Here is a 24,525-nt window from a genome sequence, read left to right on the forward strand (position 1 = left end):
AAGCCGAACTGTCAACACGACCGGTTGAACTTCAGTCAGGCTGCGGCTCGCGGTCAGCCCGGTATCGTCGGTTCCCGGGCTCCTGGCTTGCGGAGGGATTCGACTTCTTCAGCAAGGCGATCCTTGATGTCGTCGTGGGCGTCTGATGCAACCGCGACCGCGTGTTGATAGGCGTTTGAAGCCATGGCGGTGCCCTGATCGACAAGTTCAGAGGTCTGTTCGCTTATCGCTTCCTTGGTGGCATCCGATGCTTCGCCAGCGAGTTCATCTTCAATTTCGGTGCTCGGAAGTGCTGCGCCGATCGCGGCTCCGACTGCAAAAGCCAATGCGCCGCCGACCAGCGGTTGATCGCGGAACTGGTGGAGGATCATTGCATTGAGCTTGTTTGTCTGTTCGTGCAGGTTCGTTACGGCAGAAGAGGCCTGGTCGGCGAGCGCACTCGCCGTTCCCGTCGCGCGGTCGGACACGCCTTGCACGGCAGTCTTGGCTTGCTCCCACTTTTCGGCGGCCCAACCGGATGCAGCGTCCAGGATAGCCCCGGTCTCATCGACAATCTGGTCGACCCGCTTGCCGCTGGCATCGACGAAACCGCGATAGGTCTTGCCCGTTTCATCGACAAAATGACCCGCGCGGCGTCCCGTTTCATCGGTGAGAGCCTTCAGCGTCTTGCCGGTGCTGTCGGAGAAATGGCTGTATCGAACGCCCCCGACGGAGGTCGGCGGCCCAAGGCGGCGCACGGGCCCCTGAACGGGATAGAGGTCGTATTCCGGCTCGGTTGAGGTCGTTGAACCGGTCGCCGATGAAGGCGTGCCTTTGGCCATAAGCCAGGCGAGACTGACGCCCATGAGCGCCACCGGAAGCGGATTTTCCTTAAGCGCTCGGCCGAGATTTCCGACGAACTCGCTGCCGCCGCTGTTTTTGGCGTAGGCGATAACCTCGTCGACCAGTTGGCCGGGTGACATGCGCTCCTGGATCGCGTTGATACGTTCCCCAAGTCGCTGGCGATCTTGGTCGATTTCGCGCTGAAGCTGCAGCGACGACTTGTCTGAAGACGTTTCCATCAGAGTTTATCCTTCACGGTTTGCACGTCTCGACGAAGCGAAGTCGTGGTGCGTTCAAGGGCCAGATTGCTGCGACGGAAGGCGGCAAGGCCCCGCCGGATCATGATCCAGGCAATAAGGCCGATGACGATGCTGACGATGATCGCAGCGAGCGCACTGGCCGTAGGCTCGCTGAACCCTTGCGCCACGAACAGCGCCGCGACACCGCTGACGACGGCGCTCAACAGCACGCCGACGGCACCGATTGCCAGGATCGTTCCTATCAGCAGGATTTCGACGCCGCTTACGGCGGCAGAGAGCTTCTCCGATGCTTCCGCTTTGGCGAGGTCGATCTCCTTGCGCAGCAGACCAGTAAGGTCACTCAAAAGCCCGCCGATCAGCTCGGCCAATGGTGTGTTTTCAGCTGGCTTAACCATTTTGGTTGTCCTTGCTTCCCGAAACGAATGCCGGTGCAGACGGAGCAGTTGTCCGAGCCTTGTCATTCTGTGCTTTGTCGGACCGTTTGGCGGAGGCGGTCAGAAACCGGCTTGCAGTCAGCCCGGCGAGGGCGGCAATTCCCAGAAAAGCGATCGGCTGCCTGCGACCGAAATCCTCAGCCAGGATAGCCATCTCCCCGAGGTCCTTGTCCTCCACCCGTCTTGCCGCGCTGGCAACGTTGCGACCGAGTTCCCGAGCGTAGCGGCCGACGTGCCGCTGATCGGAGCTTTCGAGCTCCGCCCCTACCTTCTCCAACGCGGTTGCAATTCCGCTCAGCTGGTGAGCGGCAAAGTGCACCTGCTCGGAAACCACCTCCTTTGCCTTATCCAGGCCGGCGTCGGATGCCTCCTTCACCATCTCCTTGGTCGCGCTGATATCGTCGCTGATCTTGTCTTTCAGCTCAGTGGTCGGAGAGGCGTCCGCAGGCCGACTGCGTTCTCCTTCCGGCGCGGAAAATACGTCAGTCATTGAGGCCTCCATGGCTTGTAATGTGTGCCAGCGCCGAACCTCAATCTTCCCGCTTTGTTCCAGCAGGGTAAGAAGTTCCTCGTCTCCTTCTTCGGTGAGGGCGATTTTGACGCGCGAGGATGTTAGTCCGAAGCTTCTCCTCAGCCGATGGTTGCGATCTAAAACGCCAGTCGCAGCTGCGGTTCTGTTCCTGGGGCCCGCCGTTCCAGCGACGACAGAGTAATGCCGAGCAGCCGGATGCCCTTTGGCGGCGGAAAAATCGGCGCCAGCAGCAGGCTGATTATCTCTTCGAGGTCCGTGATCGCCGGCAAGAGGCCCGGAACTGTCCTGCTGCGGGTGATCTGATTGAAGTCGGCATATTTGATCTTCAGCGTCACCGTCTTGGCGCCGATCCCATTGGCCTCGCAATAGCCCCACACCTTTTCGATCAGCGGCTGAAGACCTTCGCGGGCCGGCTCGTAGGCATGGAGGTCTTTTGAGAAGGTATCCTCGGCGCCGACGGATTTGCGCACCCGGTCCGGCTTGACCTGGCGCTCGTCGATGCCGCGGGCGATACCATGGAAATAGGGTCCTGACTTCCCGAAATGCTCCACTAGGAATTCCAGCGTCTTTCCCTTGAGGTCGGCGCCGGTATCGATCCCGAGCCGGTGCATCTTTTCGGCCGTTGCCGGGCCGACGCCATGGAATTTCTTGACGGGGAGGGCCTCGACGAAGGCCGGCCCGTTCTTCGGTGTGATGACGGCCTGGCCGTTCGGCTTGTTAAGGTCGCTCGCCATCTTGGCCAGGAACTTGTTGTAGGAAATCCCGGCCGATGCGTTGAGGCCGGTGACTTGCTTGATCCTGGCGCGGATCTCCGTCGCAATTTCGGTGGCGATTTCCATGCCCTTGAGGTTGTCAGTGACATCGAGATAGGCTTCGTCGAGTGAAAGCGGCTCGATCAACGGCGTGTATTCGGCAAAGATCTCACGAATTTGCTGCGACACGGCTTTGTAGACGTCGAAGCGCGGCGGCACGAAAATCAGGTCCGGATATTTCCGCTTGGCGGTGACTGACGGCATGGCCGAGTGGACGCCGTAGACCCGTGCCTCGTAGCTTGCTGCCGCCACCACGCCGCGAGCGGCCGATCCGCCAACGGCAATCGGTTTGTCCCGCAAGTCGCGATTGTCGCGCTGCTCGACGGACGCATAAAACGCATCCATGTCGATGTGGACGATCTTTCGGATTGGCGTTGCACTCATCTCGTTCATGGCCGCTTCAGCGATCGCAATGGCATCGGTACCTGGAGATATTTACGCCGAAACAAAAAGAGAACATAGCAGGCTTCAACGCGAGATCAACCATTTCGACAGGCGCCTTGATCCTTTCGTCGAAACCACCAGCCTCCGCAGGCGTTCTCACCCTGTGGAAATCGATCTCAGGAGACCCCCGATGGCGGACGACAGCACCATGACGATCAGAGCGATCTTTGAAACGCGAGAGGCAGCCGATCTCGCCGTCGAACATCTGGTTCAGCAGCACGGTATCGCGAGGCCCGACATTTTCATCCAGTCGGCGACCGATCGCAACACCGCCGGCTCGGCGCCATCGGGTGGCGACGTTTCACATAACGATGGCGTCCGTCGCGACGCTCCGCTCGAAGGCGAGATCGAGGTTTCGGCCGATATCGCATCCAGTCAGCTCGCCGCCGTCCAGCGCAGTCTTGGAGATGCCGGCGCACTGCGGGTTTCACAGCGCTGAGCGGAAAGGAAGCTGGCGCTGGTCTACGTTGATAGGAGTCACAGGTTCATGGCCGACAACCTCTCGAAATACAGGGCCAAGCGCGATTTCAAGAAGACCCGCGAACCGAGCGGGGAAGCGGGCGTCAAACCGTCGAACCGCCGGCGGTTCGTGATCCAGAAGCACGACGCGACACGGCTTCACTATGACCTCAGGCTCGAGCTCGATGGCGTGTTCAAGTCCTGGGCGGTGACCAAGGGACCCTCGCTCGATCCTCATGACAAACGGCTCGCTGTCGAGGTCGAGGATCACCCGCTCGACTACGGCGACTTCGAAGGTACGATCCCGAAGGGCCAATATGGCGGCGGCACGGTGATGTTGTGGGACCGCGGTTACTGGGAGCCGGAAGGCCGCAAGTCTCCGGAAGAGGCTTTGAGGAAAGGCGACTTCAAGTTCACGCTCGAGGGGAAGCGACTGCACGGCAGCTTCGTCCTGGTTCGGATGCGCAATGACCGCGATGGTGGCAAGCGCACGAATTGGCTGCTGATCAAACATCACGACGAACATTCGGTCGAGGAGAATGGCGAAGCGATCCTGGAGGAGAATGCGACCTCCGTCGCCTCCGGCCGCAGCATGGATGAGATCGCCGAAGGCAAGGGCCGCAAGCCGCGACCGTTCATGATGGCGAAGGCGGATGTCGAGGCGGACGCCGTGTGGGACAGCAAGCATGGTCTTGCCGCCGACGAGCGCAAGAAGAAGCCTCGCGAGGATGTCGCGACCTCCACGGCGGCCGATCTGCCAGATTTCATCGAGCCGCAGCTTTGCGATAGGCTCGATCGACCACCCGCCGGCGATGATTGGCTGCACGAAATCAAGTTCGACGGCTATCGGATCCAGATGCGGGTCGCCGATGGAGAGGTGACGCTGAAGACGCGCAAGGGCCTCGATTGGACGTCCAAATATTCTGGGATTGCGGAAGCCGCGTCCGGACTGCCCGACTGCATCATCGATGGCGAGATCTGCGCGCTCGATGAGAATGGCGCACCGAATTTCGCCGCACTTCAGGCGGCTCTGTCGGAAGGCAAGACCGGTAACCTCGTCTATTTCGCCTTCGACCTGCTCTTCGATGGCGGAGAGGACTTGCGGTCGATGCGCCTGTTCGAGCGCAAGGAGCGGCTGCAAAACCTTCTTACCGTTGCCGGCGACGATCCTCGCATCCGCTACGTCGAACATTTCCAATCCGGTGGCGACGCGGTGCTGCGCTCCGCCTGCAAGCTGCACCTCGAAGGTGTCATCTCCAAGCAGATGGACGCCCCCTATCAGTCCGGCCGCACCGACACCTGGGCAAAGTCGAAATGTCGCGCCGGGCACGAGGTGGTGATCGGCGGTTATGCCAAGACCAACGGCAGGTTCAGATCTCTCCTGGTCGGCGTTCACCGCGGCGATCACTTTGTCTATGTCGGCCGTGTCGGAACCGGCTACGGCGCGAGGAAAGTCGAAATGCTTTTGCCGAAACTGAAGGCGCTCGAGACGACGAAATCGCCTTTCGGCGGTATCGGTGCTCCGAAGAAGCAGGCCGAAGTGGTCTGGTTGAAGCCGGAGCTTGTCGCCGAAATCGAATTTGAAGGGTGGACCACGGACGGCCTCGTCCGCCAGGCTGCCTTCAAGGGTCTGCGCGAGGACAAGCCCGCGAAAGAGGTCGAGGCCGAAAAGCCGGCGCCGCCTGCCCAGACTGAAACCGCGGGACCGGCTGCGGCTGCCAAACATAAGTCTGCCCGCCGCAAAGGCGCGAAGGCCGAGGTCATGGGTGTTCTCATTTCCAATCCCGACAAGCCGCTGTGGCCGGACGCCGGTGATGGTGAGCCCGTCACAAAGGAGGACCTTGCGCGCTATCATGAGACCGTCGGTGCTTGGCTTATCGAGCATATCAAGGGCCGACCATGCTCGATCATTCGAGCACCCGACGGCATTGGCGGCGAGCAGTTCTTTCAGCGTCACGCGATGCCCGGCACTTCGAACCTGCTCGAATTGGTGAAGGTTTTCGGGGACAAGAAGCCTTACCTGCAGATCGATCGGATCGAGGGGCTGGCGGCGATCGCCCAGATCGGCGGCGTTGAACTGCATCCGTGGAACTGCCAACCCGGCAAGCCGGAAGTGCCCGGCCGTCTGGTGTTCGACCTCGACCCTGGTCCTGACGTGCCGTTTGCGACGGTGGTCGCAGCCGCCCGCCAGATGCGCGACCGTCTCGATGAACTCGGCCTCGTCAGCTTCTGCAAGACCACCGGCGGCAAGGGCTTGCATGTCGTGACCCCGCTGACCGTCAACAAACGCAAAGCCTTGTCATGGGCCGAAGCCAAGGGCTTTGCCCATGACGTTTGCCAGCAGATGGCGCGCGACAATCCCGACCTCTACCTGATCAAGATGACCAAGAGTCTCCGTGGCGGCAGGATTTTCCTCGATTATCTCCGCAACGATCGCATGGCGACGGCCGTTGCGCCGCTCTCACCGCGCGCCCGCGCCGGCGCCACCGTATCCATGCCGCTTACCTGGGCGCAGGTGAAGTCCGATCTCGACCCGAAGCGTTTTACGCTTCGAACGGTGCCGGCGCTTCTGACCAAGAGCTCCGCCTGGCAGGACTATTGCGACAGCGAGCGGCCGCTGGAACAGGCGATCAAGCGTCTCGGAAAATCCCGACACGCAGCGTGAGCGCGACAAGCGCCGTGCCAGACGAAGAAAACCAGAGACGTCTTCCGCGGCCGCCGCTGTGGGCGTGCGCGAGGCGCACACGGGCGGCGGATCTTTACGGAACCCTCCGGTCGGAGGTGCGCTAGCGGACAGAAACCAATTACCTCCAGGCGGATTTCATTGTGGACTGGAGGACAGGTGGCACACGACGAACACATATCCGCGATCGCAACCGCGCTTGAACGGCGGCAGGCGATTCTTTTCGTAGGCGCGGGGATATCGATGAATGTCGGGCTGCCTTCATGGACCTGCCTTATCGAACATATGTTGGCGGATCTCGATCTTGCACAGTCGTCGATGGGCCGCGACGCAACGTACCAGGAAATTGCCGAGTACTATCGTTTGAAGCACGGCTCCTTGTCGCGGCTGGTCGATTGGATGAAGCGTGAATGGCAGATCTCTCCGGAGCAACTGAAGAATTCGGAGTTGCATCGGCTTATCGTCGCGCTGGATTTTCCTCTGATTTATACAACCAACTACGATGCCAATCTCGTGCTCTCTTACCAGGCGTTCGGACGACCCTACGCTCGCATTACAAGTGCGAAGGACATCGCAACCGCCACTGTGGGCTTCACGCATATTGTTAAATACCATGGGGATTTCTCCGACCCCGATACACTCGTCCTGACAGAGTCGGATTATTTCGATCGCCTCTCCTTCGACGCTCCCCTCGATATAAAGTTCAGGAGCGACGCCTTCGCCTCGACCATGCTCTTCGTCGGCTACAGCATGTCCGATCTGAATATCCGCTTCCTGCTTCATCGCCTTTGGTCGATCTGGCAGCAGACCGGGCTGGACCGTCACCGGCCGCCGCTATTTCTGTTCATGCACGAGCCGAGTGAAGTTCAGACGCATGTCCTGAAAAGATGGGGTGTAACCGTCATCTCTGGCGATGGCGAAAGTTCCGGCGACTCCCTTTCTCGTTTCCTCAAGCGTCTGGTCGAACAACGCTCGGAACCGGATCAGTGACACTTCGATTGTCCGCTGCGACGTCCGCAGCCATGGAAGCTGGTGAAGGTCGGGAGCACTGATTGCAAAGGAGCTGCAGTGATGACGACGACGCCGGCAAGACTGGATGCTTTAGTGATAGGGGCAGGCCCGGGAGGCATGACAGCCGCTCTTTACCTGGCGCGGCTAAACCGGCGCGTGGTCGCCGTCGATTCAGGCCACAGCCGTGCGCTGCTTATCCCGCTCTCGCGCAATCATCCGGCCTTTCCGGAAGGCATCGAAGGTGGTGAGCTTTCAAGACGCATGAGAACGCAACTGCAGAACTTGGGTATCGAGGTCGTGGCAGCGGCGGTATCGCGGGTGGAGCGGGGGGCTGAAGGCGGCTTCATCGCCGAACTCGCCGGCAGGCCGATGCACGCAGAAAACATCATCCTTGCGACCGGCGTCGAAGACAAGCTCCCGCCCATCGGTAAAGCCCGCGACCTCACACGGTCAGGACATCTTCGCCTCTGCCCGATTTGCGACGGCTACGAAATTGCCGGAAGATCGGCGGTGGTGATCGGCGCGACAGAGCGGGCCGCTTCCGAAGCCCTGTTCCTGACATCGTTCACGAGAAGGATCACAATCGCAACGCTCGGCGAAAGACTGGATGTGAAGGACGCTATGATGGCCCGGCTGATCGAGCATGGCGTTTCAATCCGCTTCGACCCGTTGGTACGCTGCTCGCGTTCCGCGGACGGAACCGTCGATCTTATCATGAAGGACGCGGCCACGTTGGAAGGGGTGATCCTATATTCGGCGTTGGGGATTCGTCCATGCTCGCGGCTCGCAGAACAGCTGGGGGGGGAGTTGGAACAGGACCGGCGCATAAAGGTTGATGCACACCAGGCGACCCGGATCCCAGGCCTATATGCGGTTGGCGACGTCGTGACCGGCCTCAATCAACTCGGCGTGTCCATGGCACAAGGCGAAATAGCGGCGGTCGCGGTGCATAACCGCCTGTGGCGAGTGCGAGAACGATAACCTTTCGGCTAGCATGAGCTGCTGCCCGCAAACGTCGAACGGATAGGCTTTGGCCGCATCGCACCGGGATCTGTCCCGCCGCCTCAAACCAACGTCTGAAAGCCTCGGGGTCGTCATTGCGGTTCATAACCCGGGAGACATCTGAGCACCTGCGAGTGAATCTCGTCGCCCATGCGCAAGAGCACCGTTTGCACGTCAGGTCATGCCGCCAGGACAACGCCTGCTATCGCAATCGCGCATGCGACCCCGAGAAGGTTGAGACCCAGCGAAATGAATTCCGCCATCTCGTGCCGGTGATGACGAGAATGCTCGGCAGTACCCAGCACCGCGACAGCTCCTCCCACCATCCAGCACATCAGCGTCATTGCGCCTAGAAGCAAGGCTAAATTCATCACATCTCGTTCTGTTGCCAATCCTTTCGATCATCGAACCGGCGCATGCCAGCTTTGTTCCATTCTTCGACACTTCGTCGATGAGACACATCGCGGATGAACGGATGGCTTTGAGTCAATCATCCTCCCTCGCAGGCCACGAGTTTTCCGGGAAATGTTTTAGAACGGACTGGAGAAGCGCAACCAGAAGGAGCATTTCTGTAACAATGGAACTAACCGCCTCGGCCGGCGTTCGACGAACTCCTGAGGTTTGAAGCGGAGGGGAATTCCTTTGAGCGAGCTGCAACGTGAGTTCCTCCTGCAAAGAGAGTTTCTGCCGGGACTCCAGGAGGATGAGCGCCTCGAGCCAACGCATGCGCCGCCGTCGGCGGTCTGTCCCGGAAACCTCGAATCGTTGCTGCAGCCTTGTCCATTGGTGGTCGATCTGGACGGCACCCTCGTACGATCAGATCTGCTGATCGAAACCGCTTTCGCCGAACTGGCTCGTCGCCCTCACTCGGCGGTGGATCTCGTCAAGGCCCTGTGCGGCGGGAAAGCCTGTCTGAAGCACCGTCTTTCGCAACCATCGGATTTCGACCCGGCTCTCCTCCCTTATGACGAGGAGGTCTTGACGGTGATCCGGGCCGCGAGGGAGGAGGGACGACCCGTCTATCTCGCGTCAGCGAGCCATGAGCGTCTGGTTTCCGCAGTCGCCGAACATCTCGGCCTTTTCGACGGTTGGTTTGCAACCAACGAAACAACCAACTGCGCTGCCGATGTCAAAGCGGAACAACTCGTCGCCGCTTTCGGAAAAGGCGGGTTTGACTATATCGGCAACGACGTGGCCGATCTTCCTGTTTGGCGCCATGCCGCCAAATCCTATGCCATACGGACATCGCCCGCGGTCGCGCAAAGACTCAGCCGGCAGTGCGGCAACGTTCAACATCTTCCGTGTGAAAAAGCGACCTGGCGCACCTGGGCGCGGCTGTTGCGTGTGCATCAGTACGTCAAGAACGGGCTGGTCTTTGTCCCGCTTCTGATAAATCAGCTCTTCGATATCAACAGCATGGTCAGCGCCGGTCTGGCTTTCCTCGCATTCTCACTCTGTGCTTCCGGCGTCTATATCCTCAATGATCTGGTGGATCTCCAGGACGACCGCGGCCACCGCACGAAATGCCGCAGGCCTCTTGCTTGCGGTGACATTGCGCTTTCAGATGCCATTGCCGTCATCCCAATCCTGCTACTCCTATCGCTCATGGTAGCCGTCATGGTGACGCCAGGGTTCGTTCTTGTGTTGGCGGGATATTTTGCATTGACCACCGCCTATTCGTTTTTCTTCAAGCGCAAGATGATCCTCGATGTCGTGGCCCTCGCATCTCTCTATACCACGCGGGTGATCGGAGGGGCCGCAGCCCTCTCTGTGTGGCCATCGCCTTGGCTGCTGGCCTTCATGATGAGCTGGTTCCTCTCGCTCGCTTTGGTCAAACGGTACACCGAGTTGATTGGACGTCGCGCCGCGCGCCTGCCGGACTCCAAGGGCCGGGACTACAGGAAGGCCGACATCGGCATGGTGGGAGCCCTGGCAGCGGGGGCGGGGATGAATGCGCTGACGCTGTTTGCCCTGTACGCCGCGAGCGACAACGCGCGAGACGTCTATGAGCGGCCGGGGATGCTATGGTTCGCCGGACCGGTCCTTGCCTGCTGGATCGCGCGCATCCTCATGCTCGCCCATCGGGGGCAGATGCATGATGATCCGGTGGTCTTCGCTATCAGGGACAAGGTCAGTCTTGCCACGCTAGGGGCCGCCAGCCTGGTCGTCTTTGCCGCGATGTGAGGTGGTCATGACGGGCTCGCAGTTCCAGCAGCGAAGCACTCCCACCGGCGTCGCGGTCCGCTATGTCTGCTTCGCGGTGCTCTCCACCGCCGCCAATTTCCTGGTCCAGGCGATGGTTCTCCAAACAGCGCCGTGGTCGGGCCTGATGCCATCGATCCTCGCGGGCACCGCCGCCGGCTTCGCCCTGAAATATGTTCTCGACAAAAATTGGATCTTCTTCGACCGTTACTCCTCGCATGGCGACGAGATGTCGAAGGTCGCGCTGTACGGCTTGTTCAGCGTGCTGACGACGCTCATATTCTGGGGGGTCGAAATTGCCTTCTGGACAATCTGGAAGACGGAACTTGCCAAATACACCGGCGGAGCGATCGGCCTGGCGATCGGCTATATCTTGAAATACGCTCTCGACCGAAAGTTCGTCTTCAAGCCAAGGGAGGCGTGACGGACGATGGAGGGCTGGGGACGCTATCCGCGTCATGAGAGCGAGGTGTTGAACTGCCGGTTTCCGGAGGCCCTCAGCGGGATTGCAGCATCGCACCCAGGTTTGATCGCTCGCGGCAATGGCCGCTCCTACGGTGACGCTGCGATCGGCGAGAATTCCACCTTGATGTGTGGTGGATTGAACCGGATGAAAAGGTTCGATGCTACCGATCGCGTCCTCACCGTAGAGGGGGGCGTCATGCTTTCCGACGTACTGCGCTCGCTGGTGCCCCGCGGCTATTTTCCGCCGGTGGTTCCGGGCACGAAGTTCGTCACCATCGGCGGGATGGTCGCATCGGACGTCCACGGCAAGAACCATCATTGCCACGGTGGATTCGGCGATCACGTCGACGAACTGAAGTTGGTGACCGCCAGCGGCGAGATCCTCACCTGTAGCCGCTCGCAGAACGCGGAGCTTTTTTCAGCGACTATCGGCGGGATGGGCCTGACAGGCATCATCGCCGAGGCAAGCTTTCGCCTGAGGCCGATCGAGACCGGCTGGATCACCCAGAAGACGACCGTAGCCGAGAATCTCAGCGAAGCGTTGACGGCGCTGCGGCAATCGGAGGACGCGACCTATTCGGTCGCTTGGATCGATTGCCTGTCGAAAGGCGCTTCTCTCGGGCGTTCGCTGATTTTTGCGGGTGAGCACGCGACACAGGATCAGGTCGGCGAGACGCCGAAGGCCGATCGCTTTCCTTCGCCGACCAATGCGGCCCTTTCCCTGCCGCTCGATATGCCCGGTTGGCTCCTGAACAAGGCGAGCGTTTCCGCTTTCAATGAGCTCTACTTCCGGTCCGGTATTCGCAAGTCGGCCAAGCCCTTGCTGGTCCATTGGGATAATTACTTCTTCCCTCTCGACCGCATCCTTCGATGGAACCGATTGTACGGCAAACGAGGCTTTATCCAGCATCAATGCGTGGTGCCGGATGCTGACGCGCTCCAGGTCCTCACGAGCATCCTCGACCGGTTTGCGCACTCGGGCAAAGGTTCCTTTCTTGCCGTTCTCAAAAGACTGCGAGGCAGTGCAGGTCTGCTCTCCTTTGCTGCGCCGGGCTATACGCTCGCGCTCGACCTGCCGGCCACACAGGACGTGTTGCGGCTGCTGGACGAAATCGACAAGCTGGTTGTCAAGGCAGGGGGGCGTCTCTATCTGGCCAAGGATGCGCGCCAGTCCCGCCTGACATTTGAATCCGGCTACCCCCGACTGGACGCGTTCAAAGAGCTGCGAAGAGCAACCGGAGCCGATCGTCGCTTCAACTCCCGCTTGGCAAAAAGGCTCGGCATATGACGGGGACCGGCAAGGCACTGCTCATGATCGGCGCGACCTCGGATATTGGCCGGGCGACGGCAATTGTCTATGCCGAGGCAGGCTGGGCCATTCATCTGGCGGGACGGGCGCGCGCGGCCGTTCAACGTGAAGCCGACGACATCGCCGCGCGGACGGGAGCAGCTGTCACCGTTCATGAGCTCGATATCCTGGAGACTGCTCGCTTCGAGGCCTTCCTCGGCGCCGTGTCACCCTTGCCGGACACGGTGGTCTGCGTCGTTGGCGAACTCGGTGAGCAGTCCCGGGCTGAACAGGAGCTCGAATATGCCGCCATGGTCATGCGGACGAACTTCGAGGGTCCGGCCTTGCTTCTTGGTCTTATGGCCGAGCGGTTCGCAGCGCGCGGATCGGGCACGATCGTGGGAACGAGCTCTGTCGCCGGCGATCGCGGACGAGCGTCGAACTATGTCTATGGCGCCGCCAAAGCCGGCCTGACCGCCTTCTTGTCCGGCCTGAGGAACAGGCTGTCCCGGTCCGGCGTGCGCGTGCTGACCGTGAAGCCCGGCTTTGTTCGCACGCGGATGACTGATGGGATGAAACTTCCGCCGCTTCTGACGGCCGAACCGCAGGAGGTGGCGCAAAAGATTTTCGCGACCGCCGAGGGCGGGAGCCGCAGTGACGTCGTCTACGTCAGAGGGGTCTGGCGACCGCTCATGACGATAATCCGGTCAATCCCAGAGTTCATCTTCAAGAGGTTGCGGCTGTGACGGAACCCATAAATCAGGCAGCCTACATCGGAGCGGGAACTCGTGCCCACAGGCGACCTGCAGACTGGATACGGCGACTGCTGTCGGCAGAAGGCGCGATCATCGTCGTCGCTTTGACCTGTGCCGCCATGCTCGCGCTGCCGGGCAGGACCATCAATGCCGCCTTCATCAATGACGTGCTGATCTTCATCGACGGTGCGCATCGCATCGCCTTTGGCCAGGTGCCGAACCGCGATTTCCACACCGCGCTCGGGCCACTCGTCTTTTACATTCCGGCTGCGGGATATCTTCTGTCAGGTAATTTCGGGGCTGCCATACCTCTGGGCATGGCGACCGTCCTCGTCTCTTTCATCCCCGCCATGATCCGCATCCTTGGGTCGCGCCTCGCACCTTCATTGGCTGCCGGGCTCGGCATATTCCTTCTTCTCATTCTCGCGGCTCCGATCAATCTCGGCAGTTCCATCTGGTATCCTTCCTTCGCGATGTTCTATAACCGCATCGGTTGGGTCGCTCTCGGCCTGCTGCTGGTTATGTATCTGGCACCGCATTCGCCAGCCAGGCGCAATGATATTGCCGATGCTCTCGCAGCCCTCTTCCTGTTGCTTGTCTCGTTCTATACCAAGGTGACCTACGGGCTCGCCGGGATCGGCCTTATCGCAATCATTCTCTCCGATCGGCACCAGCGCCGCTGGGGCGTGACAGCTCTGCTGCTCACGGCACTGGCAATGGTCGCCATCGAGTTCTTCTGGCGCGGAACGGCGCAGCACATCGAGGATCTGCGGGCGGCGGCGCGCGTCAGCGGCGGTCATGATGTCGGCAGCATTCTGAAGAATATTCGGGAAAACTTCTCCGATCTCACAGTGTTCGCGGCCGTCGCTTCGCTCGCCCTCTGGCAAAGCCGCAGCCTTCGAGATCTTGTCCTCTGTGGCTTTTGCATCGGCGCCGGCGTGGCGCTCATCAATCAGAATGCCCACAGCTGGGGGATCATCACGCTCTATTGCGGGGCAATCGTGCTGTCGCAGAAGACGGCCTGGGTCGAACCGGGCAATGAAAGCCGCGCAGCAGGACGCTTGGCTCGTGCTGCCGGCGCCCTGCCGCTGATCGGCATCTTGTTCCTGTTGCCCCCGATCGTGCACCACAGCGCGGCCGTCGCCCTGCATACGGCGCTCGCGACTGAGAAAGCCGGGCAGTCTCTGGGGCTGCCGGAATTTGACGATGTCCGGGAAGTCGATCCGCCGGGCGGCGAGCCCGATTTCATAAGACGCTACCTCGATAACATCGTCACCGGTGGCGCGCTTCTCCAATCTCTGCCGGTTCCAGCCGAACGGGTTTTCGTCCTCGATTTCGCAAACCCATTCTCGGCCGGACTCGGCATTCGCCCGCCCGCCGGCGACACCGCTTGGCTTCACTGGAATCGCAACATCAATGAAAGGTCCTATATCCCGCCGGACGTGCTCTTTGCCGACGTCAAGATCGTCATGGTGCCCAAAACCGGCATCAACAGCCTGCCGCTGCAGGAGCTGTATGGTCAATTCCTTTCGGCGAATTTCGATGTGGTGCGGAAGACATCCGAGTGGACGATTTATCAGTGGCGCCCAGGCAAAGGCGCAAAGTGAGGCACGGTGACGCAAGCATCGACGTCGATACCGGAGAAAGCTACACCGCGGCCGGTCGTTCAGTTGAACTGGTGGCGTGCGATTGTCCGCGGCATCGGATTGCTTCTTGCCGGTCTCCTCGCTCTGCCGGGCGCAACGGTCACAACCAAATACGTCAACGATCTATTCGTTTTTCTTGATGGCGCACATCGAATCGCGGCCGGACAGGTGCCGAACGTTGATTTTCACACACCTCTCGGGCCGCTGACATTCTATATCCCAGCTGTCGGCTACGCTCTGTCCGGTAGCATGGGCGCGGCAATGCCAGTGGGGCTGTCCCTGCTGATCCTGCTATTCTCGCTCGTCGCCGCCGAAATCGTCGGCAGCCGAATGCATTGGGCGCTCGGGCTGCCGCTGGTAAGCTGTCTGCTTCTGGTGCTCGCGGTTCCTGCAAACCCCGGCGAACGGATCGGGGAACTCAGCTTTGCCATGTTCTACAACCGGATCGGCTGGGCGTCACTCGGCTTGCTGCTGGTTATGTACCTGTGCCGCTTGCCCGGCGCCAGCAGCGGCAAAGGCGCGGACGCAGCATGCGCCAGCTTCCTCGTGCTGCTGATGCTCTACACCAAGATCACCTATGGTGTCGTGGGCCTTGCTTTTCTGATGTTCATGCTTTTTGACCGTCGCCAGACCGGCTGGGTGGCGCTCGCATTTGGGATCGTCGCCGCCAGCATCCTGGCGATTGAGATGGTCTGGGGCGGAGGGGTCAACTACCTCCTCGACATCAGTCTCGCCAGTCAAAACAGCGGCGGTTTCCCGACGATGACAGCTATCGGCCACGTGGTACGGCATAATTTCGCCGACCTTCTTGCTTACCTGGCTGTCGCCGTCATCCTTCTCAGTCTGACTCCAACCTATCGGCATCTGCTCTTTGTCGGCTTCTGCATGACATCAGGAATCCTCCTGATCGAGCAGAACTTCCAATTCTTTGGGATTCTGACGCTTGGCGCGAGCGCTGCCGTGCTGTCGGAAAGTCTCTTTCGTGCCGAGCTTCACTCTGGGAATGCAAGAGCACGGATCGCCCTGCCGCTGCTCGCAGCATTCCTGCTCATGCCGGCTGCGGTCGGCAATGCTGCGTCGCTTGCCATTCATGCCTATTATTCGGCTAGCGGACGAGGCGAAGCTATTCCGCTGCCTGCCTTTTCCGGGGTTCGGCTGGTGGAGATGTGGAGTGCCGGCCAATTCGAATATTTCCAAGGTTACAACCGCACGCTTGCCGACGCCTCCGCCGCCCTTTTGCAATTGGATGCTGGGTCTGAGCGTGTTGCCGTTCTGGATTTCGTCAATCCGTTTTCTGCCGGTCTCCGCCTCACGCCGCCCGCCGGAGATAGCGTCTGGTATCATTGGGGACGCACTCTTGGGCCTGAGTATCGTCCAGCCGCGGAAGAGATGTTCGCCGACGTGGATCTGATCCTCGATCCGAAGTGGCCCATAGAAATCTGGACAGGGAACGGCATGCGGGACATCTATGCGCATTATATAGCCCGCCACTATGACCTCGTGCGGGAGACCGCCGATTGGCGCATCTACCGCAGAAACCCTTCCTGAGCTGGAGCAGATTGTCTTCCGCGTTCTGAAATGACCAGACCGGCGAGCACCAGCACGAGCGCCCACGCGTATACAGATCCTGCCGTCAGTTGGATCAGGCGGGGAGCGCCGAAGTAGCCGAGTATGATCGGGACCGGTATTATCAGCGCGGTACCTGCCAACCATGCCCATGGTCTCTGCCAATGGTGCAGCAGGACGGGCAGCAGGAAGAGCGTGTAGTGGATCCATCCTAGCGGGGAGGCCAGAAGGGACGCAACCAGCGCCAGCCCGCTGACGGAGATTACCGGCGGACTGCGGCGGAATGCCCAGGCGGCGAGGGCAAGCAGCAATGAAACGGCTAGAACCGTGCCCACCGCCGGGAAGCCGGCACGCGCGGCCAGACCTGCAAAGGAAGCATTCGTGAGAAAGACCGCACGTTCGCCGTCCGTCGCGACGAGGCGCAGCCAGTCGAGATAGATTCCGGGACCGAAAATGGCGAGTGGAATGAGGGCGATGATGGCCGCGGTGGCAAACGATATCAGGCTCGGTCGCCGATGGCCGGCAAGAAAGAGCAGCACCGGCCAGACTGCGAAATTCGGTTTCATCGAAATGAGCAGGCCGATCATGATGCCGGCGAATACGTCATCGCCTCTTTCCAGGCGGAGCCAGGCGATGACGGCGATCAAGACCAGAGGCATGTAGATCTGACCGAGGTAGAGCGTGTCCCAAAAACCGGCCAATGCGAAAGCCCAGATGGCGATCAATCCGTGGTGCAGGCCGTAGCTGTAGCGTCGCAGCAGCAAGGCGACCGCAGCGACGTAGCTGGCAATCGAAATCACCCACCAGATACGCAGCGACCACCCGGGCTCCACGATATCGAAGGCTTGGAACAGAAGTGCCGAGATCGGAGGATTGAGGTTGGGGTTCCAAGCCTCAAATCCCGGAAAGATGACGTGCGGGGTGAGAGGAGGGTATATGCCGTAAGGGTCCAAGCCAGCAGCTGCCGCGCGCCCGGACGCGAGGAATGCGCCGAAGTCCCAGAGGCCGTGATCTGAAACGACACGCGGAAATTCAGTGCGGATCACCCACAAGCAAATGCCGGCAAGCGCGATTGTCGCGAGCAATTGAAACGGCCTATCGCGGGGTCCAGTAGAAGCAGAGCCTTCCATCGAGAGACCTCCATCAATGCGCCGAGCACCAGGTGCTTGAAGCTAAAGACTCTCAAGCAACCTACCATTTTAATGCTTCATTGCGATGCTCCCCAAGTCCCGATCGGCTCGCGGAACGCCGTGTCATCGCTAAACGCTCGCTAACCTTTTGCCGAGGCGGATGTTCCATGCGGGCGGCACTGAAAGAGCGTGGCTACGTTTTCCTGACTTGTTAGCCGGTCTGCTTCTCGTTCACGTCGCAGACCCGGGCATTGTCCGGGACATCCCTCAAGCCTTACCGAAGTGATAGCGATGAGGTTTCTCGAACGCCCTGACGTTGTCGACACCCAGCTAATTTCACTTTTTCAAAATAAGTCGTCGAAATCGCTAAGGCGGGAATCGAAAATTGCACACGACGCGGATGAACGCGCGTCCTCCAGCTTTGTCCTCACCACCACCGCTACTGCGTTTCCGCCCGTCGAGGTTCGTTCGATGCGTCTGCAATTTGTATTGCAGAACGGCTACCGCTTGGTGTGTAAATTGGTAGACTGGCTGAGATTATCCGGGGCTAATATACTTCGAATTCTCGATCGCGGGAGTGGCAGGCAGACAAGCAACGTTCAGGCTTTGCGTCGATGGTTTCGGGCATGGTCTTCTCATTGGAGCGACAGTGATGGTTTCCATATCTGCGCAGGGGCGAGGCCCACGTTTTTTTATCTGCCTGTTTCTGCTGATCGCGTGTCAAGTTTTCGCGGGATCTGCTCACGCAGAAAAGCGCGCGGCGATCGTCATCGGCAATAGTGACTATCCTTTTGCGCCGTTGAGCAATCCCCAAAATGACGCCAAGCTGATCGCCAATACCCTGACCGAATTGAATTTCGACGTGCTTTTGTTTTACGACCTGAAGAAAGAGGCGGTCAGAGACCTGAAAGAGACCGTTCGGACGCATCTGGTCGGTGCCGATATTGCCGTCTTCTACTATGCCGGCCACGCCTTGCAGGCCGCTGGGCGCAATCTCCTGTTGCCCGTGGACGTCGATACCAGCTCTGCGCAGCGGGTGGTCGCCGATGCACTCGTTCTCAATGACCTCATCGATATCGTCAAGAACGATCCTGTCGGGCTGAAGCTCTTCATTCTTGATGCATGCCGAAACAATCCGGCTGCAAATTTCCAGGGTCTTCGTCAGGGGCTGGCGGACACTGAGGCGGGAAGCGGGCAGGTCTTGGTGGCCTATGCAACGAGCGCCGGTGAAGTCGCCTATGATGGCACCGGGCTGAACAGCCCCTATTCGTCGGCGCTCGCCAATGCCCTGCAGCGACCGAACCTGGATGTTTATGACACGTTTCGCACGGTTCGCGGCGATGTCAGGCAAGCGACCGGCAATGCCCAAATACCTTGGATCACCGGCTCGATCGAAACACGGTTCGTGTTCCGACCACAGGCGGCAATCTTGACCGCGGAAGCCGTTGTTCCGCCCACCGAGACCTCGAGCCCGGTTGCTATTGACGAGGTGCTGTGGACCTTCATCAAGGATAGCCCAGATCCTGCTGATTTCGAGCGCTTTGCCAAGATCTTTCCCCAAAGCGCGCACGCGGCCGAGGCGGAGGAAAAGAGCCGTGTCCAGGTTGCCGCCCTTTCGAAACGCGGGCTCTATGTACGTGAAAGCCTTGTCGCCTCATCCATTGCCAGCCAGGTGCCGAGTACGGACGACGCCGAGGCTAAGGAGTTCGTCTTCCAGCAATCGGGCGAGCGTGCGGTGAGCGAAACGTTCAGGATGTGGCCGAGTGCACTGCCCGAGACGGCGAGCGGCATGCGCAGTCTTGTGACCGAATGCGATCTTTACGGTGCTGACCCGAACGATCCGCAGCGACAGGTCCCCGGCGTCAGCAATGGTCTCGTCAATGTGCGCGACGCGCTGCGGGCCTGCGCCTTTGCGCTTGCAGCAGATCAGAACAATCCCCGGCTGCAGTATCAGCTTGGTCGTGTTCTCGAGATCGCCGGCCGATACAACTGGGCGGAATATTTCTATAAACTCGCCGGCGGCCAGCAGTATAGCGCCGCTCTCGTCAATCTTGGCTATATGGCTCGCATGGGGATCGGCCGGAAGGTCGACTACGACCAGGCTCTCTCCTACTACATGGCGGCCGCAAAAATGGGCAACCTGCGCGCACGCACGAACGTCGGCACGGCCTATATTCTTGGCCAGGGTGTCTCGAAGGACCCAGAAGAAGGTATTCTCTGGTATCGTCTTGCCGCCTCCAGCGGATGGGCCAACGCCATCACCGCGCTGGGTGACTGCTACAGGCTGGGCACCGGGGTAAAGCAGGATGCCTCGCAGGCGGTCGCACTTTACATGGCGGCGGCCGATACGGGCCAGATCGACGCCATGGCAAATCTGGGGCAGGCCTATATCAGTGGAGAGGGCACCAAGAAGGATCTTAGACGTGGCTTGGAGACCCTGCTCAAGGCAACGGACATGGGCAACAAATACGCCCCCTATTACGCCGCGAGGCTGTACCTGAAAGGCGCCGATAAACTCCCTGCTGATCGAAACCGCGCGCTTTCCCTCTTCAAGTTATCTGCCAATCGTGGACTTGAGTTGGCCAATCTCGATCTTGCCTTCGGTTACGACAAAGGCAGCTTCACGGGAAAGGCGGATGTGCCGCTTGCCTATTATTATGGGGTGCTGGCCGAAAAGCTGGGCGTTAACCGAGCCGATGAAGCGCGCGCCGCAATCGGCAAGAAACTCGACACGGCAACACGGCAAAGGATGGAAGCCCAGGTCGATCTCTTTCTGGAACAGAACGGCAAATGACGGTTCGGAGATGACCTGAACGGGGGAGCATCGGCCTGGGGATGCAGTATCGCTCGATATCGGATCTTCACAAAGCCATCGTCAACGGGTTGCACATGCTGCCTCGCGAGATCGATCTGGTCGTCGGTATTCCACGCAGCGGCCTGCTGGCCGCCAACATGCTCGGCTTGGTCGCCAACCTACCGATGACCGATCTGGACAGCTTCATCGAAGGCCGCGTTTACTCCTTCGGTGCGACAAAGAATACGGCTTCGTTCAGGAGCGCATCCGACGTTCGAAGGGTTCTTGTCCTCGACGACAGCATCAATACCGGTGGCGCCATGCGCGAAGCCAAAGCCAAGTTGATGGCATGCGAAAGTCGTGCTGAGTTTGTCTTCGCCGCGGTCTATGGTCTGCGCGACAGCGTCGAGGGTGTCAACTTCATATTCGAGGTCGTCGAACAGCCAAGGCTGTTCCAGTGGAATTTCATGCATCACGGCCTGTTATCGAAGGCGTGCATCGACATTGACGGGGTGCTCTGCCTCGACCCGACCGATACGGAAAATGACGATGGTCCGGCTTATGAAGCCTTCTTGAGAAATGCACGGGCGCTTCACAAACCGACGCGCTTCATCGCCTATCTCGTGACCAGCCGGCTCGAAAAGTACCGATCCTTGACCGAAACCTGGCTTCGTACAAATTCGATCGACTACGGCAAGCTCATAATGCTCGATCTGCCGAGCGCGGCGGAGCGTCGGCGGCGGGGCACCCATGCAAGGTTCAAGGCCGGCTTCTATCGGCAGTGTGATGCCGAGATCTTTGTCGAGAGTAATCATAGGCAGGCGAACGAGATTGCCAGGATATCGAACAAGCCGGTTCTTTGCACGGAGACCCACCAGATGGTTTTGCCGAACACCCCTTTGCGCAACTTGTTCAATATGAGAATGTCTTTCGACGCTTTCGCGTTTTTCAGGCGAGAGCAAACTATGCCCGAGGAGCTCCGATACACAATTGCCGACGCGCACAACCGCGCAAAATCTCGAACTCTTGTCAGCTGGCTCGGGTCAAGACCAGACGGCTTTCTCGACGCCATTGAGTCGATCCGCAAGATTTGCACGGCCAAGAACGAATATCCGATCATCGTTCTTTCCGATTTTCATCAAGAACTCATGTCCCGGGCAGAGACGCCGGCCGAATTCATTCCGCAAGTGCACCACCTCCCATCGCTTTCGTCCGGCCAATATCAGGACTATGTGCGCAGGCGTTACGACCTGATGTTGCGAAAATGGGCGGTTTCGCGTGAGGTGACATTGGGCTTGTGCTTCGAGGAATTCCTCGCCGAACAGTTGTCATTGCGAAAAGGCGGGTCGACTTAGACACGCCGCCGAGTTCTTCCAGTCGAAACTTGCATTTATTCGTTGCCTGAAAGGCCGGAGAAGTCCTTCAAGGCTGCATCGGACAATCGAAAATAATGAGTTTCACCTTGCGGGCATTGACTTTCGTAGTTTGTGAATGCTTACTAAAATAAGCTGCGGGGAGGGCAATATATGCTTCGCAAAATCTCTATCCTCGGAACGCTGATACTTGCCTCATGCACCTCTCAAGGCTCGAATATGACGCTGGCGTCAATCATCAGCGGTTACCGAGGTGCGCCGACCGCCGCTGAAGAAGTGGCTTGGCGCAACGCACGGCGAAGCAACACCGATCGAGCCTATCGCAATTTTATCAGCAGCTATCCGAACAGTTCCTATGTCCCGGTCGCGGCATCAAGGATCACCCGGTCTGTCAAGCCAAAGCCCGTTGCTGTGAGGAATTTGGACCGTCCCGAACGGAACCCGTCTTTCGGCCGCAGCGGCAGCGCTTATTGAAGCAACGGGCCTGACAACTGAGAATTGACTCTGGTAGCATTGATAGACCCAATCTGGTTTTCGAATGCATTTTGATATTGTCCATGCAGCCGATCCTCGATTTTATGGCGGCTCCTCATCGGCGGTACGGGTCGAGATCCAAGCCGCTCGGCAATTTGGCCTCTCGACGGCTCTGCTTCCATTTCTCGGCGTTTCCGACATCCGTTCCAGACGGTTCGAGGAACGTCTTCTCGACGTTCTTGAGCGTCAGGATGTGCCGTGGCTGACGGGCGAGGAGGCAGTCGAGTGCGACATTCTTTTCGCGCATAATCCCCTGGCGTTCACGCACATGCCGACACGGCCGCTGCGCCTCAGGTCGAAGGTCGTCCTCCTTTCGGTCCAGCATCCGCCCTTCGACGGAGCCGGCAATGCGCAATATAACATCGACGTGGTGAACCGAAATCTGGAGAGAATGTTCGGGGCGCCCGTCATCTTCGCACCGGTCGGCCCCAAGGTGCGCAATCAGTTCGAAGACATCATCGCCGACAGGCCCGAGCTCTTGCGTCATGATCTGTTCAACCTGATCGACCTTGCCGAGTGGCCGATCAGGACCGCGCAGCCGCCGCGCGAAAGGGCGGTAATCGGCAGACATTCACGTCGCGATCTCCTGAAATGGCCGGACACCGAGGCTGAACTGCGCGCGGCCTATCCCGACCTTGGCAATGTCCAGATCAAGGTCATGGGCGGCGTGCCGGACCAACTCGTGCCTTTGATTGGATCAAACTGGAATATCTTGCCCTATTCGAACAGCGGTGTGTCTCAGTTTCTGAACAGGCTCGATTTCTATGTGTTCTTTCACAGCCGGCGATGGGTTGAGGCGTTTGGCATTGGCATTGCCGAAGCGATGGCGAGCGGGCTTGTGACCATCCTCGACCCATCGTTTCGTGACCTGTTCGAAGAGGGTGCGGTCTATTGCCGGCCCGACGAAACAACCAACGTTCTGGAGAGATTTCTCGCCTCTCCCGAGGCCTTCAGCGCCCAGTCGGCAGCCGCGCGCACATTGGTCGAGAAGAAGTTTTCGAAAAGCCGATACCCGGAAAGAATGCGTGCCATCTATGACGAACTCGGACTTTGCTCGCCTGCCGCGCTTGCCACGGTCGGCAAGGCGGTTGGCGCTGACGCGTTCTCCGGGTCGAGCGGACACGCAACGGTCCGTTCCGGGCCGCGAAGATCGCAACGGTCGCTGATGAGACGGCGCCGCGTCCTGTTTGTCGCGACAAACGGCATAGGCCTTGGCCATATCACGCGATTGATGGCAATCGCCGAGCGCATGTCGCCTGACATGGAGCCCGTTTTCCTGACGATGTCGGCCGGATCTTCGATTATCGAAGCACGTGGGCACCCGGTAGACTACATACCGTCCGCCTCGAAGATCGGTGTGACGGACGACAGCTGGAACGAGGTCTTCGCACAGGAATTGCTGACCGCCGTGGAGGCGTTTGCCATCAACAGCGTCGTCTTCGACAGCAACCATCCCTATCCTGGCCTGCTGAAGGTGCTGACCGCCCGTCCCGATCTGAACTGGGTCTGGATCCGCCGCGGGATGTGGGCATCCTGTCATAGCCTCGATCCGTCGATGCAGCATCGGTTCGACATGGTGATCGAGCCGGGCGAGTTCGCCGCGGACGAAGACCACGGCATCACCGCGCAATTGCGCGCTGGCGTGATCGGCGTTTCTCCGATCCTCCTTGTTGACAATGACGACAGGCTCTCGCGGGCAGAAGCTGCATCGGCTCTCGCTGTCGATCCTGCCGGTCTTGTCGCCGTCGTGCAGCTCGGCTCGGAACGGAATTTCGACGTCAGCCGGCTGCGGCCGGCGATCATCGACGGACTGCTCAAGCATGGCGTCCAGGTCGTCGACGCGGTCAATCCCCTCGCACCGAAGCGAGAGGATCATATCGGGGGCACCTTCCAGAAGGCGATCTATCCGATAGCCAGATATTTCAACGCCGTCGACCTGATGATCACGAATGCCGGCTACAACAGCTTCCACGAATGTATTTATGGCGGCATCCCGGCAATCTTCGTTCCGAATGAAGCGCCCGAGATGGACGAGCAGGCTGTAAGAGCAGCCTATGCGCAAAGCTCCGGATTGGGGCTATGTTTGAGATCGGTGGATGCCGAACGAGCCCATGAGGCAATCGAACGCGCTCTGTCGGAGGACTTTCTTGCCCAGCATCGCGAGCGAGCAAGCCGCATCGTTTTTGCCAATGGAGCGCGTGAAGCGGCGCTGGCAATCGAAGAGCTCGCATTCTCTGTCAGGACGGATCGAGCGCTCGGGGGATCGATCGCACGCGTATGACATTTTCGCACCGCCCCGATTGCGCAGGTCAG

General features: G+C 59.6%; 20 protein-coding genes. 14 read left to right on the plus strand and 6 right to left on the minus strand.

Annotated features, from left to right (window positions below):
- Positions 1 to 53: 53 nt before the first annotated feature.
- The 4 genes from N2597_RS26655 to dinB form a co-directional block, all read right to left on the minus strand.
- Positions 54 to 1,061: a DUF3618 domain-containing protein gene (locus N2597_RS26655; RefSeq protein ID WP_106797476.1), complete on the minus strand. Its 1,008-nt coding sequence runs from the start codon at positions 1,059 to 1,061 to the stop codon at positions 54 to 56.
- Complete coding sequence (locus tag N2597_RS26660; RefSeq protein WP_096762417.1) at positions 1,061 to 1,477, minus strand: phage holin family protein; 417 nt, start codon at positions 1,475 to 1,477, stop codon at positions 1,061 to 1,063. The genes N2597_RS26655 and N2597_RS26660 overlap by 1 nt, the downstream gene beginning before the upstream one ends.
- Entirely contained in the window at positions 1,470 to 2,006 is a 537-nt protein-coding gene (locus N2597_RS26665) for a nutrient deprivation-induced protein (protein ID WP_183602183.1), read from the minus strand. The genes N2597_RS26660 and N2597_RS26665 overlap by 8 nt, the downstream gene beginning before the upstream one ends.
- A 158-nt stretch (positions 2,007 to 2,164) precedes the next feature.
- Positions 2,165 to 3,253, minus strand: a complete 1,089-nt coding sequence (dinB, locus tag N2597_RS26670) for a DNA polymerase IV (protein WP_183601896.1) — start codon at positions 3,251 to 3,253, stop codon at positions 2,165 to 2,167.
- A gap of 181 nt (positions 3,254 to 3,434) precedes the next feature.
- Here dinB and N2597_RS26675 point away from each other — a divergent pair, with 181 nt between their 5' ends.
- The 4 genes from N2597_RS26675 (at position 3,435) to N2597_RS26690 (ending at position 8,438) form a co-directional block, all read left to right on the plus strand.
- The gene (locus N2597_RS26675) at positions 3,435 to 3,743 is read left to right on the plus strand and encodes a hypothetical protein (protein ID WP_040142320.1); all 309 of its coding nucleotides are present in this window, start codon (positions 3,435 to 3,437) and stop codon (positions 3,741 to 3,743) included.
- A gap of 48 nt (positions 3,744 to 3,791) precedes the next feature.
- Entirely contained in the window at positions 3,792 to 6,428 is a 2,637-nt protein-coding gene (ligD, locus tag N2597_RS26680; RefSeq protein WP_183601894.1) for a DNA ligase D, read from the plus strand.
- 177 nt (positions 6,429 to 6,605) lie between these two features.
- A complete protein-coding gene (locus N2597_RS26685) occupies positions 6,606 to 7,436 on the plus strand; it encodes an SIR2 family protein (RefSeq protein WP_183601891.1) in 831 nt (276 codons plus the stop codon).
- A gap of 81 nt (positions 7,437 to 7,517) precedes the next feature.
- Entirely contained in the window at positions 7,518 to 8,438 is a 921-nt protein-coding gene (locus N2597_RS26690) for an NAD(P)/FAD-dependent oxidoreductase (RefSeq protein ID WP_183601889.1), read from the plus strand.
- Between the two features lie 200 nt (positions 8,439 to 8,638).
- Here the strand turns inward: N2597_RS26690 and N2597_RS26695 are convergent, their stop codons facing one another.
- Positions 8,639 to 8,830, minus strand: a complete 192-nt coding sequence (locus N2597_RS26695) for a hypothetical protein (RefSeq protein WP_183601887.1) — start codon at positions 8,828 to 8,830, stop codon at positions 8,639 to 8,641.
- Between the two features lie 271 nt (positions 8,831 to 9,101).
- Between N2597_RS26695 and N2597_RS26700 the strand changes: the two genes are divergently transcribed.
- Genes N2597_RS26700 through N2597_RS26725 form a run of 6 tightly spaced genes read left to right on the plus strand, consistent with a single transcriptional unit; the run spans position 9,102 to position 16,363 of the window.
- Complete coding sequence (locus N2597_RS26700; RefSeq protein WP_183601885.1) at positions 9,102 to 10,643, plus strand: UbiA family prenyltransferase; 1,542 nt, start codon at positions 9,102 to 9,104, stop codon at positions 10,641 to 10,643.
- 7 nt (positions 10,644 to 10,650) lie between these two features.
- The gene (locus tag N2597_RS26705) at positions 10,651 to 11,085 is read left to right on the plus strand and encodes a GtrA family protein (RefSeq protein WP_183601883.1); all 435 of its coding nucleotides are present in this window, start codon (positions 10,651 to 10,653) and stop codon (positions 11,083 to 11,085) included.
- Positions 11,086 to 11,091: 6 nt separating this feature from the next.
- Positions 11,092 to 12,414 (plus strand): FAD-binding protein, encoded by a 1,323-nt coding sequence (locus tag N2597_RS26710; RefSeq protein ID WP_183601881.1) that lies wholly within the window; start codon positions 11,092 to 11,094, stop codon positions 12,412 to 12,414.
- The gene (locus tag N2597_RS26715) at positions 12,411 to 13,160 is read left to right on the plus strand and encodes an SDR family oxidoreductase (RefSeq protein ID WP_183601879.1); all 750 of its coding nucleotides are present in this window, start codon (positions 12,411 to 12,413) and stop codon (positions 13,158 to 13,160) included. Before N2597_RS26710 ends, N2597_RS26715 begins: the two co-directional genes overlap by 4 nt.
- Positions 13,157 to 14,776 (plus strand): hypothetical protein, encoded by a 1,620-nt coding sequence (locus N2597_RS26720; protein WP_183601877.1) that lies wholly within the window; start codon positions 13,157 to 13,159, stop codon positions 14,774 to 14,776. The genes N2597_RS26715 and N2597_RS26720 overlap by 4 nt, the downstream gene beginning before the upstream one ends.
- 6 nt (positions 14,777 to 14,782) lie before the next feature.
- Entirely contained in the window at positions 14,783 to 16,363 is a 1,581-nt protein-coding gene (locus N2597_RS26725) for a hypothetical protein (RefSeq protein ID WP_183601875.1), read from the plus strand.
- On the opposite strand, the gene N2597_RS26730 is transcribed toward N2597_RS26725, so the two are convergent.
- Positions 16,342 to 17,466 carry a glycosyltransferase family 87 protein gene (locus N2597_RS26730; protein WP_183736541.1) on the minus strand — a complete coding sequence of 375 codons (1,125 nt, stop codon included), beginning with the start codon at positions 17,464 to 17,466 and terminating at the stop codon, positions 16,342 to 16,344. The two genes, N2597_RS26725 and N2597_RS26730, sit on opposite strands and share 22 nt — an antisense overlap.
- Positions 17,467 to 18,163: 697 nt before the next feature.
- On the opposite strand from N2597_RS26730, the gene N2597_RS26735 reads away from it, so the two are divergent.
- The 4 genes from N2597_RS26735 to N2597_RS26750 all read left to right on the plus strand — a co-directional run bounded on the left by N2597_RS26735 (position 18,164) and on the right by N2597_RS26750 (position 24,493).
- The gene (locus N2597_RS26735; RefSeq protein ID WP_106797482.1) at positions 18,164 to 20,305 is read left to right on the plus strand and encodes a caspase family protein; all 2,142 of its coding nucleotides are present in this window, start codon (positions 18,164 to 18,166) and stop codon (positions 20,303 to 20,305) included.
- A 95-nt stretch (positions 20,306 to 20,400) separates the two neighbouring features.
- Positions 20,401 to 21,660, plus strand: coding sequence for a phosphoribosyltransferase family protein (locus tag N2597_RS26740; RefSeq protein ID WP_225881346.1), 1,260 nt, complete (start codon positions 20,401 to 20,403; stop codon positions 21,658 to 21,660).
- 171 nt (positions 21,661 to 21,831) lie between these two features.
- Positions 21,832 to 22,152, plus strand: a complete 321-nt coding sequence (locus tag N2597_RS26745) for a hypothetical protein (protein ID WP_096771174.1) — start codon at positions 21,832 to 21,834, stop codon at positions 22,150 to 22,152.
- Between the two features lie 64 nt (positions 22,153 to 22,216).
- The gene (locus N2597_RS26750) at positions 22,217 to 24,493 is read left to right on the plus strand and encodes a glycosyltransferase (RefSeq protein ID WP_183601871.1); all 2,277 of its coding nucleotides are present in this window, start codon (positions 22,217 to 22,219) and stop codon (positions 24,491 to 24,493) included.
- Positions 24,494 to 24,525 lie beyond the last annotated feature (32 nt).

Origin of the sequence: Rhizobium sophoriradicis, from assembly GCF_025200795.1 — a bacterium.
Classification (GTDB): domain Bacteria; phylum Pseudomonadota; class Alphaproteobacteria; order Rhizobiales; family Rhizobiaceae; genus Rhizobium; species Rhizobium sophoriradicis.